The organism is Microcystis sp. M144S2 (assembly GCF_020246065.1).
In the GTDB taxonomy this organism is placed as follows: Bacteria; Cyanobacteriota; Cyanobacteriia; order Cyanobacteriales; family Microcystaceae; genus Microcystis; species Microcystis ichthyoblabe_A.
The window spans coordinates 1-16382 of record NZ_JADBTR010000076.1 but is presented as its reverse complement, the minus strand read 5'-3'; the positions used below and the strand labels follow the sequence as shown (position 1 = coordinate 16382).

Genomic DNA, 16382 nt, shown 5'->3' with positions numbered 1-16382 from the left:
AAAAATAATATACTTTTTTGAAAATATATGTTATGCTGAGAAAGTGCGAAATTGATTCGGGCGTTTAGCTCAGTGGTAGAGCGCCTGCCTTACAAGCAGGATGCCGTAAGTTCGACCCTTACAACGCCCATTTTATTCGATCCTTGCCTAGTCAAGCTCTCACTCCCGATCGCAGGTTGAGATTGAAACTATTGAGGGGAATTGTTGCTGGAAGGCAAAATTAGGACTAATTGCTGGTAAGCTAGTCAGTAGGTGCTAGGATTAATTTATCGCAGCACAGCGGTTATATGGCCAATTGGAAATGTATTAAAAATTGTGGAGCTTGTTGTCAACTAAATCCCGATGAGCGTCCTGACTTAGAAGAATATCTGACTCCCGCACAATTAAGTCAATATCTCAGCATGGTGGGGGAAGAAGGTTGGTGTATAAACTTTGATCGCCAAACCCGTCTCTGTACCATTTATGACCAGAGACCAGAATTTTGTCGTGTTCAACCCGATATTTTTGCCAAAATGTATCAAATTGAACCGGGAGAATTCGATCAATTTGCGATCGATTGTTGTCATGAACACATTGAGGATCTTTATGGGGAAAATAGCCTAGAAATGAATAGCTATCGTCAGCAAGTAGGCTAAGATTTATCCCTATCCCAGAAATAACTCGGACTGGAAAGAAAATAAGTGGTCTGGTTATTTTTCCTACCTTCTCGAGGGCTAAACCAGTAAAATTACGGAATTGATTGTTTCCCTGTTGAGGAGAAGTCTATAGGAAACTCAAAACCTCTAGTAGAGGTGCAGAGTTTGAGTTCAGGACAGGGAAAAACTATCATGGAAAAACCAGAAAAACAGCGCCGCAGACGCGGGGTTATCCTTACCACCACGGGACTAGAAAAATTACTTACTGCTAAACAAGAAGCGGAATATCGGGATAATCGCGGTTATCGCTTCACCCTAGAAGTCCTCAGCGAGAAAACTCTTTTAGGGGTAGATACTTTGATGAAGGTATTTGCTTGTGAATCGGGAGTGGATAAACAAACCCTGAAACATTGTTTTCAAGCTTTTAATTTAACTTTAGAAAATAGCGATTATTATCGTCCTAACTTACCAGAAACTAATACTATTAATCCTCAACTATTGCCTGAATTACCAGAGGGACAAGTCCCCCTCGATTCCCCCTTTTATATTAACAGAAATAATCTAGAACAGACTTGTTATCAAGAGATATTACGCCGCGGTAGTCTTATCCGGATTAACGCACCCAGAAAAATGGGAAAAACCTCCCTGATGGCCAGAATTATTAATTATGCTCAACAACAGCAATACCATACACTTTATTTCAGTTTTCGGTTAGCAGAAAGCTCAATTTTTCAAGATTTAAATCACTGGCTGCGTTGGCTTTGCGTTAGTATTAGTCGCCAGTTAGATTTAGATAATCATCTCCCAGAGGATTGGGATGAATTCTTAGGGGGTAAAATTAACTGTAAAATCTATCTAGAAAAGCATATTCTCCCCCATCTCGATCGCCCTTTAGTGCTTGCCTTTGATGATCTTGAATATCTTTTACCCTATCCACAGCTAAGGGAAGAATTTTTTAGTATTCTGCACCTCTGGCACGAGGAAGGCAAAAACAAACCTCTCTGGCAAAAATTACGTTTAATTGTTGCCTATTCCCCTGCACAGGAGCTTGATAAAACCTCAGATACCTATCAATCTCCTTTCAGTCTTGGTTTACCGATCGAATTGCCTAATTTTACCAGCGCACAAGTACGAGAATTAAGTCAAAGACAGGGATTAGATCAGAATTTTGACTCCGAAAAATTACGGATATTTCTAGGGGGTAATCCCTATTTAATTCGTCTTGCTTGCTATCATCTTGATCGGGGTAATTGTACCCTAGAAACCATTTTGGCTACTTCTATCGGCGAGGAAAATAATATTTTTGCAGGCCATCTTAAACGTTTACTTTGGCATCTGCAATACTTAAAGGGCAATTTAGCGGCTATCTTTGCTAAGGTGGTGATGGCAGAAAAAGACATAGAAATTGATTTAATTGCCGCTTTTCACCTAGAAAGTCTCGGACTAATTCACCGACAAGGTAAGTTTTGCCGAGTCAGTTGTCCTCTCTACCGTCAATATTTTAGCGAATATTTCCGGCAACGTTCTGTTTTTTTGCCTCGAAAAACTTCTATCTTCGCCAAAAAAATTACGCTTGCTCACTTTGATACTTCCGAAAAAAGTCGCTATGCCATCTAGTTTATCGAATGTCATTATGAGGGAGTGATACTAAATCCTGTTTAAAAAGTATAGGAGAGTGGCAAGGGGGTTTTTAAAGTTCGAGTGGGATAGGCTTGTAGTTCCTGTGTTTTACGAATAAAACTTTTCGTACTCATCATGATCGCCAATCCAAAACCAGGTCACTGTATCCCCTGACAGCACCCCCAAAGCTCGATGACTCTTCGTTACACGCACTGACCAAATATCTTCGTCGCTGTCAATACACTTAAAATGTAACGACGGATGAAACGGATTCTCTACCCATAACCGATATGCTTTCTTGGCTCCGGCTTTGACTGCTGGCTTCAAGTCGCGATACTTCTGCCAAAATGAAGGCAATGTTGCGGAATTCATAGCTGCTCATAATCCATCGGCGCGGACAATCCTGCTGCAATCTCTTCTTTGGCTTTTCGGGCTGCTGCGACTAGATTATTCTTCGTCTGTTTAAACGACTGATCCCATCGTTTTTCTTCTTCAATTTCTGCAATATAAGCTCGAACATAATCTACTAACTGCTCTTGAAGCTCATCAGGCAGAGACTCAACCATCTTGATGATCGTGGTAATAGCAGGAGAGGGCATGGTATCTATCAGCGTAGTAGGTTTTCTCTATTCTACAACGTCCACCGCAAACCAAAAATGATATAATCGGTGCGTGGATTGTTAATTTTAGTTTTTTGACCGGATTTGTAACCGCAAACACGCACCCTACACTTTATTATCCTCGCAAAAAAAATTACGCTTGCTCACTGTAATACTTCCGAAAAAAGTCGCTATGCCATCTAGTTTATGATGCGTTACGCACTCGACTAACATAGCCTACATTCTATGTTTTAGATGCTAGGGTTGGGAGATGGAAGAATTAAGAATTGTCAATTGAACACCGTTATCTCTTTCATAAACTATCACGACGGGAAAGGTTAATTTAGCTTCTTTTTTTGGTAACGCTGGGAAAATATAGGAATAACCATTGCCTTTGAGCAACAGTCGCCAAATTCTCGGTTTATCAGGGTTACTAATATCATTAAGTTCGTTATCTAATAAACGTTTGTAGGATTGAAGATCGCCGATAATCCTAAAATTAGGTAGGTTAGTTTTTGTGGAACGACTTTCTAAGGGATTATTAAATTTTCGTCCTAAACTGGCATCTTGAGGCATAACAATCGTGACAATCGGTAAAGAAGAAGTTTCATTAACAGCATCTTTCCAAGCATCATCTTTTGCTTGCCAGGTTGCCAGCCAAAAAAGAGCCATCAGTACAAAAATAACGATAATAAATTCATTCAATAGGGATGATAAAAAATTAACGATCTTAGCTTGAGATTTACTCAAAGCAATCGGTAATCTTTTCAGATATTTTATTAGCCATCTTTGCCCAGCAAAGGTGATGACAGTAGCACCTATAATCACCAATAAAAATAGGATTTTTCTAGGAATTGCCCAAAGGTCTCCAAAAAATGTTTGAAAAGCGGCAAAATAAAAGGATTCGTTAGGAAGACTCAGAGTCGTAACTTCGAGGTAAAAAAAGCTAAAGTATGCCCAGCGATAAATCCAGCCAGTAAAGTAAAGAGCGGCGGCTAATAAAACCAATACACTAATTAGTTTACCGAGAGGATTAAATTCTGAGGAATTGTCGGGATCAGTCATGACAAACTGCTTGGGATGGTTGAAGTGAAAAAGGAGATGTTAAAATTCTATCATCTCTTATTTATTTCGATATTGAGGGGTTAAGTCGGATGATGAAAGCTATTTTGCGGGGGAGTATTTTCTCTTTGCTGTTGCTGGGAGTAGCAAGCGATAGGCGGTTAGAATGGCTTCAGGGTTCTGTCCGCAGTCAGGAAACGGCGTTAGAGGTGGCTGTACCAGATAAGGCGACGGTGGTACTCAAGCGGGGAAATCCTCTGACGGGACGGTTAACAGCTTTTAATCAGGCAAGTTTGAGACTGTCGGCGGGGGGTTATTCAGAAACAGTTCCTCTGAATCAAGTTAAATCGATAGAATTTCAAGGAGATGTCTGGATTGAGGGTGAACCTCTTCCTTCTCGTATCCGAGGTTATGTTAAAACTTGGCCTGGAGTTCCTGTCACAGCTTTCAGGTTACAAAATCCTCCCCAGTCGGCTAAAGTCAACTTAAATAGGGTATTAACACCTGAAGAATTGCGGAAGCTACTTAATATCAAAGACAAGGTTCATGTACTATCTAAAATTAGTTTTGACTCACCTCAAAAAATGACTTTAGAAGCCTTCAATATGCCCAAAAAATAACTTATGTTTATTCCCCGTCTTAAGATTTTTGGTAAATTAGCAATCTCTGTGATCATCTTAATGATGGTTTCATCTTGTTCCACTGAGCCAAAAAACCGTAGTCAAATAACTCCCGTTCCTCAAAATTCGCCTAATCTTCAACAGCAGCAAAGAATTGCGTTAGTGATTGGCAATGAAAATTACCAAGTTGGTAAGCTCGATACGCCGCTTAATGATGCCACAGATATGGCTAATGCTTTGAAGGAATTAGGTTTTGAGGTAATTTTGCTTAAGGATTCTTCTAAACGACAAATGGATGATGCTCTCGATCAGTTTTTCACTCGGATTAATCAAGGTTATGTCGGTTTATTTTATTATGCAGGTCATGGAATGGAGGTAGAAGGAGAAAATTATCTCATTCCTGTTAATGCTCAGATTAAAGCTGAAAAAGATGTTGAGTATGAGTCAATGCCTTTGGGCAAAATACTCGGCAGAATGGAAGATGCAGGTAATCGAATTAATATTGTGATTTTAGATGCTTGTCGCGATAATCCTTTTCGTAAATTTTGGCGGTCGTCTAGCAGGGGATTAACAGCACCATTACAAGCAGCATCAGGAACTTTAATTGCTTTTGCTACTGCGCCGGGAAAAGTCGCTAGTGATGGTACTGGACGGAATGGATTATTTACTTCCTACTTATTGAAATATATTAAAACTCCCAATATGGAAGTGGATTTAATGCTGCGAAAAGTACGCTCTGATGTTGCTAAAGATACTAATGATTATCAAGTTCCTTGGACTTCATCTTCTTTAATAGGAGAATTTGCTTTTAATCAAAAAACTGAAACAACCTCTCCTATTGTGACTAGCCCACCTGTTCCTAACCCTAGCCCATCTATTGCTGCTGTACCAACGCCAAAACCGACTCCTTCACCTATTCTCAACCAGCCAGGAACTACCCTCATCTCTAGGTCAACAGGAGTGAATTATACTAACCTGCGAGACCTACTAGCAGCAGGGAAATGGAAAGAAGCAGATAAGGAAACAAATAGGGCGATGCTTCAAGCTGCTAAGAGGGAAAAGGAAGGGTGGTTCAGAGATGTAGATATTGACAACCTTTCTTGTGAAGATTTACGCATGATTGACCAGCTTTGGTTGTCAGCTAGTAAAGGTAAATTCGGCTTCAGCGTTCAGAAAGAAATCTATGAGAGTCTCGGTGGCACGAGAGAGTATAATGGGGAAGTGTGGAACCAGTTCGGCGATCGCGTCGGCTGGAGAAATTGGAGAAAAGTAGGATGGTTGTACTACTCAGACCTAACCTTCGGACGAGAAGCCCCCAAAGCGCACCTCCCGGTGTTTCTTCTGGGCGATCCAGATCGGGTAGATGGATCTTATAATAGATGGAAGATTCTTCTCTCGTGCAAAAGCTTGTAACCTGTAGAATATAACGATCTCAGGTTTTTTGTCAAGTCTAATTTTAGGAGTTTTGCTCACGGAAACATCTGCTTTTCACAGAACTCGATACTTAACGATGTTGATGTCTATTATCGCGGAATTTCTAAGTTTAATTTAGGGGATAAACAAGGGGCGATCGCATAATTCTTTTCAACGAGGTTATGAGCTATCCAGCAATTCGATACCCATAACCATCACCTGATTGCATTTATTGATTTTTCATCGCATACTATTTAAAAAGAAACGTGCCAAAGACAAAAATCATCTTTTATCAAGAAGTAGAAGGCATCTCGCCCGTTGTTGAGTGGATTCAGAAATTACTCAAAACTGATAAAAAGGATTTGCCAAATGTATAACCAAAATCGAACAACTTGCCGCACAAGGTCATGAACTGCGCCGCCCTGCTGCCGATTATCTCAGAAATGATATCTGGGAGCTTAGAGCCAAACAGGGAACCATACAATATCGAATCCTCTATTTTTATCATGGTCAAAATATAGCAATTATTGGTCATGCTCTTATCAAAAAAACTTCCGCCGTTCCCTCACAAGACATCGAGAGAATTATCCAAAGAAAAGCACAATTTAAACAAAATCCAGAACTTCATACTTATCAAGGAGAAATAAACAATGCCTAAAACCACAGATGCCGTAAAAATCATTCACCAAATGATTGCAGACGATCCCACAATCAAAGAACAAATTGCCCTAGAATCCCTCAACTCAGAAATCGCACAATTGATTTATGACGCTCGTATGAATGCTGGATTAACTCAACAACAACTAGCCGACCTAATCCATGTTGAGCAATCCGTTATTGAAGATCTAGAAGACGCTGACTATCAAGACAATCCCCTAATAATGCTACAAAAAATTGCCACTGCCCTTAATCAACGAGTCAAAATGAGCCTTGTTAGTAGCTTGTAGGGTGCGTGTTTGCGCGTATTTAAAGGAGATTTGTTAATAATTAAATTATGATTGCGCCGTAACGCACCATCTTAAGAAAATTGCTGCGTTACGCTATCACTAACGCACCCGACAAGAGCCGCTACTGTGTCCTCTGTGGTTTTTATTATGATTATTTAACTGCTACCGAATATCCCCCCCGCAGTAATCTCTCCCTAGTAACAGGTTTCTAGTTCTTGTTTGATATTCAGGCAGAATGAATGATATAATTGGTGCGTGGGGCGTGGCTCTCTCGTGCAAAAGCTTGTTACCTGTAGAATATAACGATCTCAGGTCTTTTGTCAAGTCTAATTTTAGGGGTTTTGCTCACGGAAACATCAGCTTTTGGGGAACTCGATACTTGACACTATTTAATTTATCATTTGTTAGAAAACTCACATATATAAAAGCTTTAATATGCCAAAAATACAACTTATTTTTTACCAAGATGAAAGAGGTAATATACCAATTATAGAATGGCTTGATAGTCTTCCTGGCAAAGCTCAAAACAAATGCTTTATCAAATTACAAAGACTGGCAGAACTAGGATATGAATTACGCAGACCAGAAGCAGACTTTTTGCGGGACAAAATTTATGAATTGAGAGTTAATTTTAAAGGAATAAATTATAGAATTCTTTATTTCTTTTATAAAAACAAAGCTGTGGTCATTTCTCATGGTATAATTAAAGAAAAAGAAGTTCTACCACTGGAAATCGAGCAAGCAATTAAAAACAAAGCTAAATTTGAAAAAAATCCCGAATTACACACCTATTTTCAGGAGTTGATATGAATACACACCAAACGACAGCCGATGGCTTACAAATTCTTTACCAACGTTATTATGCTAATAATCCAGAACGTCAATTAGAATTAGAAAAGGCTCGTATTGATGACGAAGTAGCCAGAAAAATATTTAAGATTAAGGAAACACATCATCTTTCAACAAAAGCTTTAGCAGAATTAATTAATACTGATGAATCTATTATTGAAGCCTTAGAAAATGCTGACTATGAAGGAAACTCTTTTTTGTTGCTAAATCTCATCGCTACAGCCCTAAAAATAAAGGTTAAATTTGAATTAGTTTCAGCCTAATTGTTTCAGTAATTTGCTACAATGAGAATAAGATGTCGCGCATTTAAACAATGACAATGATAAACCTAGAAACGATTCAAGAAGATATTGAGTCCCTTCCCCCCGACGCACAACAGACTATTCTTGAACTTGTAGATATTCTCAAAAAACGATATTCTCCCAACCCACAGGAAATGAAAGAGCAGCGAACAGAAGATTGGTCTGACTTTATCGGTTGTATAGAGGCTGAACCGGACTTTTCTTTTGAATTATGAATTATCAAAAAAAATAGAAAAAACAAATAGATATTCGGGAACGTTGTTTTGAGTATGCACTGCGAGCAATTAAACTTTATCAATCAACAATAATTTGAGAAAATGAACCAAAAAACCTACCAACTAACCTTAAACTTTGACCAGATTTTAGATTTGGTTAAACAACTCCCAGAAAGTGACAAAATAAAACTCAGTAAAGAACTCGAAAAAGAAACTTTAAATCAAAAATTAACCCAACTTCTAGAAACTTTTAAAACTGATGAGCTTTCCTTAGAGACAATTACCGAAGAAGTGGAGGAAGTTAGGGCTGAAATTTATGGACAACAAGCCACCAATTAAAGTTATTATTGATACTAACCTTTGGATTAGCTTTCTTATTGGTAAACAGTTAGCCAAAACTCTTCTGCCGATTTTTTCTCCACAGCTACTTAATGAGATTAACCTTGTTACCAAAAGACCAAAATTACAAAAGCATTTTTCCCAAAGAAAAGTTCAAGAGTTACTTGAGCTTTTAAGCATAATTGGGTTATGTATTGAGACTAAATCAAAAATTAATATCTGTAGAAACGCTAAAGATAACTACCTTTTAGCCTTAGCCAAAGATAGTCAAGCTGACTTTTTAATTACAGGCGATCAAGATTTATTAATTTTGCAACAATTTGGAATAACTAAATAAGACTTCTAGACTTTTTGTCAATCAAAAAGTACCAAATATGGGAGTGATCGGGTGGAAAATTCAGGGACTTTTTCCCTGAAAATTAGGTAATTGACCCCCTCAAAATCGGTAAAACCCTACACCCCACACCCCACACCCTACCCCCACGAAAAACTTTTTCAGCAAGCCCTAATTAAATTATGATCGCGCCGTGACGCACCATCTTAATTTGTAGGGTGCGTTAATGTTCTCGGTTCTTCTCTTTTTCTCACCTAACGGCTGGTCGATTTTTTTGAGAAAATTGAGTTAATAATCTCTAGGTTGAGTTAAGGTTTGTAGTTACGCTTTAGTGCCAACTTCTGGGGAAAATCGGGCTAGAGCATCGACATTGCTTGTATTCCCAAGACTTGCCTGACTTGCCTTTACTGTTCTTTGTGGCGAGAAAAAGCCAGATCAGCAGTCTCGATTACCTTTAATAGCTGTTCGATGCGGTTTTCCGTTGGGGGGGCTAAACAGGGAAAAACGACTAAACCGGGGATTTGATTGGCTACCTCGGTGACAGCCACATCAAGGGTGACTAGGGGTAAATTAGCTAGGGTTTGCGACTCGCTCAAGGTTTGCAGATAAGAGTATAAATCCTCTGTGATCGAACTATCGATTAAGATAGCGTCCACCTCCCAGACAGTAGCTAAAAGTTCCGCCTGTTCGCAACTATCGGCCTCGATAAAACGATAATTCTCCCGGACTAATTGATTATTCCAAATCCAGCTAAAGGAAGATAAATCGGAGAAATTGGGGGCATAATGGCCGTGTAAACGCAGCAGAGTCGGAGCAGTGCGCCGTTTGCGGCTAGGAACAGGGGAAACGGTCAGATTCAGGCAAGCTTGCAGCGCAGCCGATGTGATCGGCGGAACCAGAAAACTATCGGCCCCTTGCTGTTGACTGCGGTTGCGATCGGAATCGGCGGCGGTGACAATAACTTTTATATCTTTGGTTTGGGGATGGGATTTGAGCAGCGTTAACACATCCCAACCGGACAAGAGGGGTAGATTGGGATTGAGAAAAACACAACGGGGTTTTAACTGCCGGGCTTTTTCGATCGCCTCAGTGCCGCTACGAGCGATAATGGCTTTTAATCCCAATTCACCTAAGCGATCGACAAACTGTTCGATCACTTGGGGATTAGCTTCCACCAGCAACACCAGACGCTGGGGAGTGGCTGACTCCTGATCTACACCTTGGGGATGAAGTGGCAGTAGTAAAGTAAATTGACTGCCTTCCCGAGCTTTGGAGACAAAAGATAGATCGCCACCGTGACAGCGTGCTAATTTTTGGCTGAGGACTAAACCTAAACCGGCGCCCTCAAATTGACGGGTGAAAGGACTTTCTAGCTGTTGGAATTTCTGAAAAATCAGATGCTGGGATTCTTCCGGAATACCGATTCCTGTATCCCAGACGGTAAAAGCCAGCCAATTTTCCCAACGATTAACTTTAATACCCAAATTACCGCCATCAATGGTGAATTTTACCGCATTATCTAACAAATGCACTAACATCTGTTGTAAACGGGCTTCATCGGCCAGAACATAGTCTAACCCCGATTCGATGTCAAGATGATAGCTGCTGGGGAGATCGAGACGTTGGGGATATTTATCGACGATGATATCGTAAACCCGTTGACAGAGGCGATCGATTTTGACTCTAGATAAAGTTAATTGTAGTTGTCCTGTCTCTAGGCGGGTTAAATCGAGGAGATCATTGACCAAAGCCATCAACTGGCGACCGCTGCGATAGATTAAATCGGCATATTTGGACTGTCGGGGGTTAAGTTCACCGATTTTTTGTTCGCGGAGCAGACTGGAGAGACCGATAACGGCGGTGAGGGGCGATTTAAACTCATGGCTAACACAGGCGAGAAATTCATCCTTAAGACGATTTAAATGGACTAAATCGGCATTTTTAACCGCTAATTCCTGACAATATTGCTGTTGTTCGGTGATATCGGTGGCCAACAGTAACCATAGTCCCGAAGCTTTCTCGATCAAAGGATAATTATCCGCCAAATTTAACGGCACGGACAACAGTCGCCAAGTCTTGGCTAAACCCGATGTCACCGTTTCTAGACGCTGGGGAAACAGGGGGGGGGGTGGGGGATGGGAGGGTTAAGGGGTCATTAACTAAAGCCAAGGCAGAGTTATCGATATTAGCGGGGAAAGCCGCCCCGATTTGTTGACACCAAGCCTGATTTTGGTATAAAATCCCTGCTTCTGGACTGTAGAGCAGCAGCGGCAGCGGTAATTGTTCCAGAAATTCCAGAGGACGATCGCTGCGGGGGGGGGTAATGCGATCGCTGATGCGGAGCTGCGGGGGAGGATCATCGAGAATCGAGCGCCCGAGACAAAATTGCAGAAGTTTGCCCGTGTCTAAGCGTCCTAACAGTTTGCCCTGAGCATCCACTAAAATAGGGGCTTTTGCGAGCGCTTCCCCCGTCAGGGTAGCCAGAAACTCACTCACGGCCATGCGCGAGTTAAGAGGGATAATTGGACGCAGCCAACCGCTTAGATCGAGACGGTTGCAGGAGGGGTTTCTGGTTTCGTGGTGCTGTTGTTGATAGAGGAGGTAAGCAATCAGGGCTTGACTCTCAATCAGTCCTAGGGGACAATACCGCTCATCCACCACCACGATCGCTTCTGGATTGCCCCTGTTAATTAAATCGCAAAGACTGGCCCTGTCGATAATTAATTCACAGGTAGTGACAGATTGATTAAAGTGATGGAGACTGAGGGTAACGCTAGGCATGGGGATAATTGGGGAGGGCGGTGGCGGTAACTTTAGGGCATAATTAACAAACTGATGGCCAAACTATTAGTCGTCCTAGAACTTGAATTTATCTTGATTATGACGCTCGCTCATCTAGAGAACCGCTCCATTGATTACAATTAACTACGATACCCACTGCCAAAAAGCCAAGTTAACTTTAACTTCCTTTAGCTGATGGCGGGGGGGGTTGTCTTCTCAACAGAGAAAGCCTAACCTATTGTTTGTCAATTTCTATCTACCTTGCGGGTGAGAAAACGTTGCCTCTGAGACTGACTATTTATGCTTTTGTCCCAACGGACCCACCCTTGACGGGAGTGAGTTCACCCCCGGGGCTGGTTAATTCTTTGACGGCTTTATTGGCTAATGAACGCTATAATCTAACCCTGGGGTCTTCTTCTAGCGAATTACTGGCTAATATCGAGGCAGAGAAGGAAAAAATTGATTGTTTGCTGGTGGTCTCTCATCCTTCCCTACAGCCGACTTTTAATCAACTCTACGAAGGGGGGATTTTACTGCCAGTAGTGATCATTGTCGCTGACAAAAACATCGCTCCTGAGATGAATGACTCTCCCACCTGTCTCTATCATAGTGCCGAATTACAAATCACCGTCAAGGAATTAGACAGCATCACCTCGGTCATCGACCAAGCGATCGCTAGATTTCTCCATTTAGCTCCTAATTGCTCTTTTTCCGAGCGTACTACGATTGTTAACCAACCGAATCCCGTGGCCAATAATCACAGTTTTCTCCTCCTACAACAGCGCCGTTTAGCGGAAAAATTAAAAGAAAGACTCGGCTATTTAGGTGTTTACTACAAACGCAACCCGCAGCTGTTTTATCGCAATCTTGCCCCGGAGGAAAAAAACGAATTACTGCGGGAAGTAAGAAGAGATTATCGGGAGATTATTTTAAATTACTTCCTACAGGATTATCCGATTAATCAAGCGATCGATGAATTGGTTAATAATGTCTTTTTTACCGATCTCTCAGTGTCGCAAATTCTGGAAATTCACATGGAGTTAATGGATGAATTTTCCCAACAGTTAAAATTAGAAGGCAGAAGTGAGGAAATTCTCCTAGATTATCGTCTCGCTCTCATTGATATCCTTGCTCACCTAGGAGAAATGTACCGTCGTTCCATACCTCGCGAGGATATCCCTTATGATTTATTATTGGGAATAGACTAAAATATCCCAGACAAATAGCGATGAACTCATATCCCCAGCCCCTTTGATCCTAACCTATGAGCGTCTTTAAAAAAACCTATGTTTTAAAACTGTACGTCGCCGGGAACACCCCCAACTCCGTGCGAGCCTTAAAAACCCTGAAAAATATCCTAGAAGAGGAATTTCAGGGAGTTTATGCGCTCAAGGTGATTGACGTGCTGAAAAACCCGCAACTAGCGGAGGAAGACAAGATTCTCGCTACTCCTACCCTTGCGAAAGTCCTCCCTCCCCCAGTGCGGAAAATTATCGGTGATTTGTCCGATCGAGAGAAGGTTCTGATCGGTTTAGACTTACTATACGAGGAAATTCGTGAACGAGAAAATGATAGCTAGGTCTTTGTCCATAGTTGATTAGACGGGTTATATTGATTGAAGAAGAAATGATCGGGGCTTAATCTAGTACCTCTATGGGAAAGTCAAGAGTCAATGGAAATCGAGATAGTGTAAAGTGTTTAGTCAGGCTTGATATGTTTCTGTGGAAAAATTAGATAAAAATCCTACTCTTTAAATACTCGCTGGATAAATAATGACTCAATCTAACTCTAATAGCCAATCGAATCCACCGATTAAACCGAAAGGTGTTCGCAAAATTAGAACCCTAATTGAAGGTTTTGATGAGATCACTCACGGTGGTTTACCCATGGGGCGAACTACCTTAGTGAGTGGCACTTCTGGCACGGGAAAAACCCTGCTTGCCGTTCAATTTCTCTACCACGGGATCAAGTATTTTGACTATCCAGGCCTGTTTGTTACTTTTGAAGAATCTCCCACCGATATTATCCAAAATGCCTATAGTTTTGGTTGGGATTTAGAAGAATTAATTGACCAGGGTAAGTTATTTATTCTCGATGCTTCTCCGGATCCGGAAGGTCAAGAGGTGGTGGGTAGTTTTGATCTTTCGGCCTTGATCGAGCGCATTCAATACGCAATTACCAAATATAAAGCAAAACTGGTATCAATTGACTCTGTAACTGCTGTTTTTCAGCAGTACGAAGCGGTGTCAGTGGTGCGGCGGGAAATTTTTCGGCTCGTCGCCAGGTTAAAATTATTAGGAGTGACTTCAATTATGACCACGGAACGTATCGAAGAATACGGAGCGGTGGCCCGTTTTGGTGTAGAAGAATTTGTCTCTGATAATGTGGTAATTATGCGGAACGTGCTAGAGGGAGAAAGACGACGTAGAACCGCAGAAATCCTCAAATTACGGGGAACAACCCACATGAAGGGCGAATATCCCTTTACTATCACCAATGATGGCATTAATATCTTCCCCCTCGGTGCGATGCGTTTAACTCAGCGCTCCTCTAATGTCCGCATTTCTTCGGGAGTAAAAACCCTCGATGATATGTGTGGGGGCGGTTTTTTCAAGGATTCGATTATTTTGGCTACAGGAGCAACAGGTACGGGTAAAACTCTCTTAGTCAGTAAATTTCTGGAAGAAGGCTGTCGGCGCGGTGAGCGGGCGATTTTGTTCGCTTATGAAGAATCTCGCGCCCAATTGTCCCGAAATGCTTCTTCTTGGGGGATCGATTTTGAGGAGATGGAACGCAAGGGATTATTAAAATTATTGTGTTCTTACCCGGAATCGGCGGGATTAGAAGACCATTTACAGATGATTAAGTCGGAAATCTCGGAATTTAAACCCTCCCGCATTGCCATCGATTCTCTATCGGCGCTCGCGCGGGGGGTGACAAATAATGCTTTTCGGCAATTTGTGATCGGGGTGACAGGATACGCCAAACAGGAGGAAATTACGGGATTTTTCACCAATACCACCGACCAATTTATGGGAGCGCACTCGATCACCGAATCCCATATTTCTACGATTACGGACACAATTTTAATGCTGCAGTATGTGGAAATTCGCGGCGAAATGTCGCGAGCGATTAACGTCTTTAAGATGCGCGGTTCTTGGCACGATAAAGGGATTCGTGAATATACTATCAGTCAGGACGGGGCGGATATCAAGGATTCTTTCCGCAATTACGAGCGGATTATTAGTGGTTCCCCAACTAAAATTAGCGTCGATGAAAAGACTGAATTATCGCGGATTGTTCGCAATGTACGCGAAAAATTACAGGATGAATAATCGGGAGTTGACTGATGGAGATTATTTTGAAGAGCGATCGGGTAAAGTCGGTCTTAAGGAAAATAACCACCAGATCAACAAACCTAATATAATCCAGAGAATATCTTTAACCCGGCGAATTAGAGAAATCGCTAAACCTAATTCTAGACTACCAGTTAAGGAAGCACCCAGCAGCACTAAAGAACCTTCTAAAGTACCGATATTAGCGGGAATAAAAAAGGTCCCAGCGCGCACCAATTGGGCAACGGAATCAAATAACCAAGCATCGGCAAAACTGATCGGATGTTGGAGAAACTGCATTAAAACATAGATTTCTAAAACTCCTAGGGGCCAATTTAGAAAACCGACGATCAAGCCATTTCTAAATAGGGGCAGATTCCGGTAAAATTCTCCTAAACGATCATCGACACTGCGAAGATTTTCTAAAGGTTTAGCTAGGCGATCACCTAAAAAAGAATGACCTAATCGATTAACTATTCGGGAGGATAAACGGAATCGCTGAATCAAGAAAAATATCAGGATACAACTGGAGAATATAGCAAGACTTAATCCAGTAAAAGTTTTAAAAGAATTGGAGAATTTTGGAGAAGCTAGGAGCAGAAAAAAACCGATAATTGCAAAGAAGACAAGGGAAGCAGTATTTAACGTTTTTGTCAGAATAATCGAGGCACTGGTTTCTTTGTAGCTAATCTGATAGTGAGTTTTTAACATCACTGCTTTAAAACCTTCTCCTCCCAAGGAAGCGAAGGGAGTCACGCGATTAAAGGCTGCCCCTACCATGTAAATTAATAATAGGCGAATTGTCCATCGAGGTTGGATAGGAATACTTTTAAAAGTTAGTTGCCAAGTAAAAACATCGGTGAGAAATTCTAGGAAATAAAAAATAATTACTAATGTCATTCCCCACCAACCGACTAGGGTGATTTGTTGCCAAACTTCTTGCAGATTTGTTTTGCGTAAAATTACCCCTAGTAAAACAAAACCTAAACCCAGAAAGATAAATTTAAGATATTTCATAAGTAGTCGTGTAAAATTAATTTCTTGGTTAAGATATAGGCAAAAGGCAAGAAGTAGTTATACTAAATCCTGTTTAAAAGATATAAAAGAGCGGGAATTATGACTTAAGTAGCTGGTTATAATTAAATTAAAAATGGATTTTAGGTTCGATCCCCCCTGCCCCTCTTGATAAGGTAACCTGAGTTCGGGTTAAGCAGATTGAGGTAAAACCCAGTCCATTTGGAGGGAGGGCTTCTTGGGTTGGTGACAGTAAGCAATTAAGCCACACAAGACGTTGACACAAAAATTGACCGGGCTTCGGTGACGAGAATGTT

Annotated in this window: 18 protein-coding genes, 1 tRNA gene and 2 pseudogenes; 15 read left to right on the top strand and 6 right to left on the bottom strand. The window is 41.2% G+C overall.

The window, feature by feature from the left end:
- Nucleotides 1–58: 58 nt before the first annotated feature.
- From IM462_RS09910 to IM462_RS09900, 3 genes are all read left to right on the top strand, one after another.
- Nucleotides 59–130 (top strand) — tRNA-Val (locus tag IM462_RS09910).
- Between the two features lie 157 nt (nt 131–287).
- Nucleotides 288–635 carry a YkgJ family cysteine cluster protein gene (locus tag IM462_RS09905; RefSeq protein WP_287699778.1) on the top strand — a complete coding sequence of 116 codons (348 nt, stop codon included), beginning with the start codon at nt 288–290 and terminating at the stop codon, nt 633–635.
- Between the two features lie 192 nt (nt 636–827).
- Nucleotides 828–2252: an AAA-like domain-containing protein gene (locus IM462_RS09900; protein WP_287699777.1), complete on the top strand. Its 1425-nt coding sequence runs from the start codon at nt 828–830 to the stop codon at nt 2250–2252.
- 111 nt (nt 2253–2363) lie between these two features.
- Here the strand turns inward: IM462_RS09900 and IM462_RS09895 are convergent, their stop codons facing one another.
- The 3 genes from IM462_RS09895 to IM462_RS09885 form a co-directional block, all read right to left on the bottom strand.
- Nucleotides 2364–2627, bottom strand: coding sequence for a ParE family toxin-like protein (locus IM462_RS09895; protein WP_002734998.1), 264 nt, complete (start codon nt 2625–2627; stop codon nt 2364–2366).
- On the bottom strand, nt 2624–2854 hold the full coding sequence (locus IM462_RS09890) for a hypothetical protein (RefSeq protein WP_002793567.1): 231 nt from the start codon (nt 2852–2854) through the stop codon (nt 2624–2626). The genes IM462_RS09895 and IM462_RS09890 overlap by 4 nt, the downstream gene beginning before the upstream one ends.
- A gap of 258 nt (nt 2855–3112) precedes the next feature.
- Complete coding sequence (locus IM462_RS09885; protein WP_287699776.1) at nt 3113–3919, bottom strand: hypothetical protein; 807 nt, start codon at nt 3917–3919, stop codon at nt 3113–3115.
- Nucleotides 3920–4008: 89 nt separating this feature from the next.
- Between IM462_RS09885 and IM462_RS09880 the strand changes: the two genes are divergently transcribed.
- The 9 genes from IM462_RS09880 to IM462_RS09840 all read left to right on the top strand — a co-directional run bounded on the left by IM462_RS09880 (nt 4009) and on the right by IM462_RS09840 (nt 8938).
- A complete protein-coding gene (locus tag IM462_RS09880) occupies nt 4009–4536 on the top strand; it encodes a hypothetical protein (RefSeq protein ID WP_287699775.1) in 528 nt (175 codons plus the stop codon).
- A 3-nt stretch (nt 4537–4539) separates the two neighbouring features.
- Nucleotides 4540–5949 carry a caspase family protein gene (locus IM462_RS09875; RefSeq protein WP_287699774.1) on the top strand — a complete coding sequence of 470 codons (1410 nt, stop codon included), beginning with the start codon at nt 4540–4542 and terminating at the stop codon, nt 5947–5949.
- A gap of 373 nt (nt 5950–6322) precedes the next feature.
- The gene (locus tag IM462_RS21000; RefSeq protein ID WP_502845510.1) at nt 6323–6607 is read left to right on the top strand and encodes a type II toxin-antitoxin system RelE/ParE family toxin; all 285 of its coding nucleotides are present in this window, start codon (nt 6323–6325) and stop codon (nt 6605–6607) included.
- A complete protein-coding gene (locus IM462_RS09865) occupies nt 6600–6896 on the top strand; it encodes a helix-turn-helix domain-containing protein (protein WP_002731911.1) in 297 nt (98 codons plus the stop codon). The genes IM462_RS21000 and IM462_RS09865 overlap by 8 nt, the downstream gene beginning before the upstream one ends.
- A gap of 435 nt (nt 6897–7331) precedes the next feature.
- The gene (locus tag IM462_RS09860; protein WP_002734817.1) at nt 7332–7706 is read left to right on the top strand and encodes a type II toxin-antitoxin system RelE/ParE family toxin; all 375 of its coding nucleotides are present in this window, start codon (nt 7332–7334) and stop codon (nt 7704–7706) included.
- The gene (locus IM462_RS09855) at nt 7703–8008 is read left to right on the top strand and encodes a helix-turn-helix domain-containing protein (protein WP_002732780.1); all 306 of its coding nucleotides are present in this window, start codon (nt 7703–7705) and stop codon (nt 8006–8008) included. Before IM462_RS09860 ends, IM462_RS09855 begins: the two co-directional genes overlap by 4 nt.
- Before the next feature lie 50 nt (nt 8009–8058).
- Nucleotides 8059–8262: a hypothetical protein gene (locus tag IM462_RS09850; protein ID WP_287699773.1), complete on the top strand. Its 204-nt coding sequence runs from the start codon at nt 8059–8061 to the stop codon at nt 8260–8262.
- A 102-nt stretch (nt 8263–8364) separates the two neighbouring features.
- On the top strand, nt 8365–8601 hold the full coding sequence (vap15, locus tag IM462_RS09845; protein ID WP_069473938.1) for a type II toxin-antitoxin system VapB15 family antitoxin: 237 nt from the start codon (nt 8365–8367) through the stop codon (nt 8599–8601).
- Nucleotides 8579–8938, top strand: coding sequence for a putative toxin-antitoxin system toxin component, PIN family (locus IM462_RS09840; RefSeq protein ID WP_287699772.1), 360 nt, complete (start codon nt 8579–8581; stop codon nt 8936–8938). Before vap15 ends, IM462_RS09840 begins: the two co-directional genes overlap by 23 nt.
- Before the next feature lie 401 nt (nt 8939–9339).
- On the opposite strand, the pseudogene IM462_RS09835 reads toward IM462_RS09840, so the two are convergent.
- Nucleotides 9340–11716 (bottom strand): annotated as a pseudogene (locus IM462_RS09835) (ATP-binding response regulator).
- A gap of 278 nt (nt 11717–11994) precedes the next feature.
- On the opposite strand from IM462_RS09835, the gene IM462_RS09830 reads away from it, so the two are divergent.
- From IM462_RS09830 to kaiC, 3 genes are all read left to right on the top strand, one after another.
- Complete coding sequence (locus IM462_RS09830; protein ID WP_287699770.1) at nt 11995–12924, top strand: circadian clock protein KaiA; 930 nt, start codon at nt 11995–11997, stop codon at nt 12922–12924.
- Between the two features lie 56 nt (nt 12925–12980).
- On the top strand, nt 12981–13295 hold the full coding sequence (gene kaiB, locus IM462_RS09825; RefSeq protein WP_002733742.1) for a circadian clock protein KaiB: 315 nt from the start codon (nt 12981–12983) through the stop codon (nt 13293–13295).
- Nucleotides 13296–13488: 193 nt separating this feature from the next.
- Entirely contained in the window at nt 13489–15051 is a 1563-nt protein-coding gene (kaiC, locus tag IM462_RS09820) for a circadian clock protein KaiC (protein ID WP_194015761.1), read from the top strand.
- Between the two features lie 21 nt (nt 15052–15072).
- On the opposite strand, the gene IM462_RS09815 is transcribed toward kaiC, so the two are convergent.
- Both IM462_RS09815 and IM462_RS09810 read right to left on the bottom strand, forming a co-directional pair.
- Entirely contained in the window at nt 15073–16068 is a 996-nt protein-coding gene (locus IM462_RS09815) for a lysylphosphatidylglycerol synthase transmembrane domain-containing protein (protein ID WP_287699769.1), read from the bottom strand.
- A gap of 189 nt (nt 16069–16257) precedes the next feature.
- A pseudogene (locus IM462_RS09810) lies at nt 16258–16382 on the bottom strand (IS982 family transposase); the annotation flags it as partial.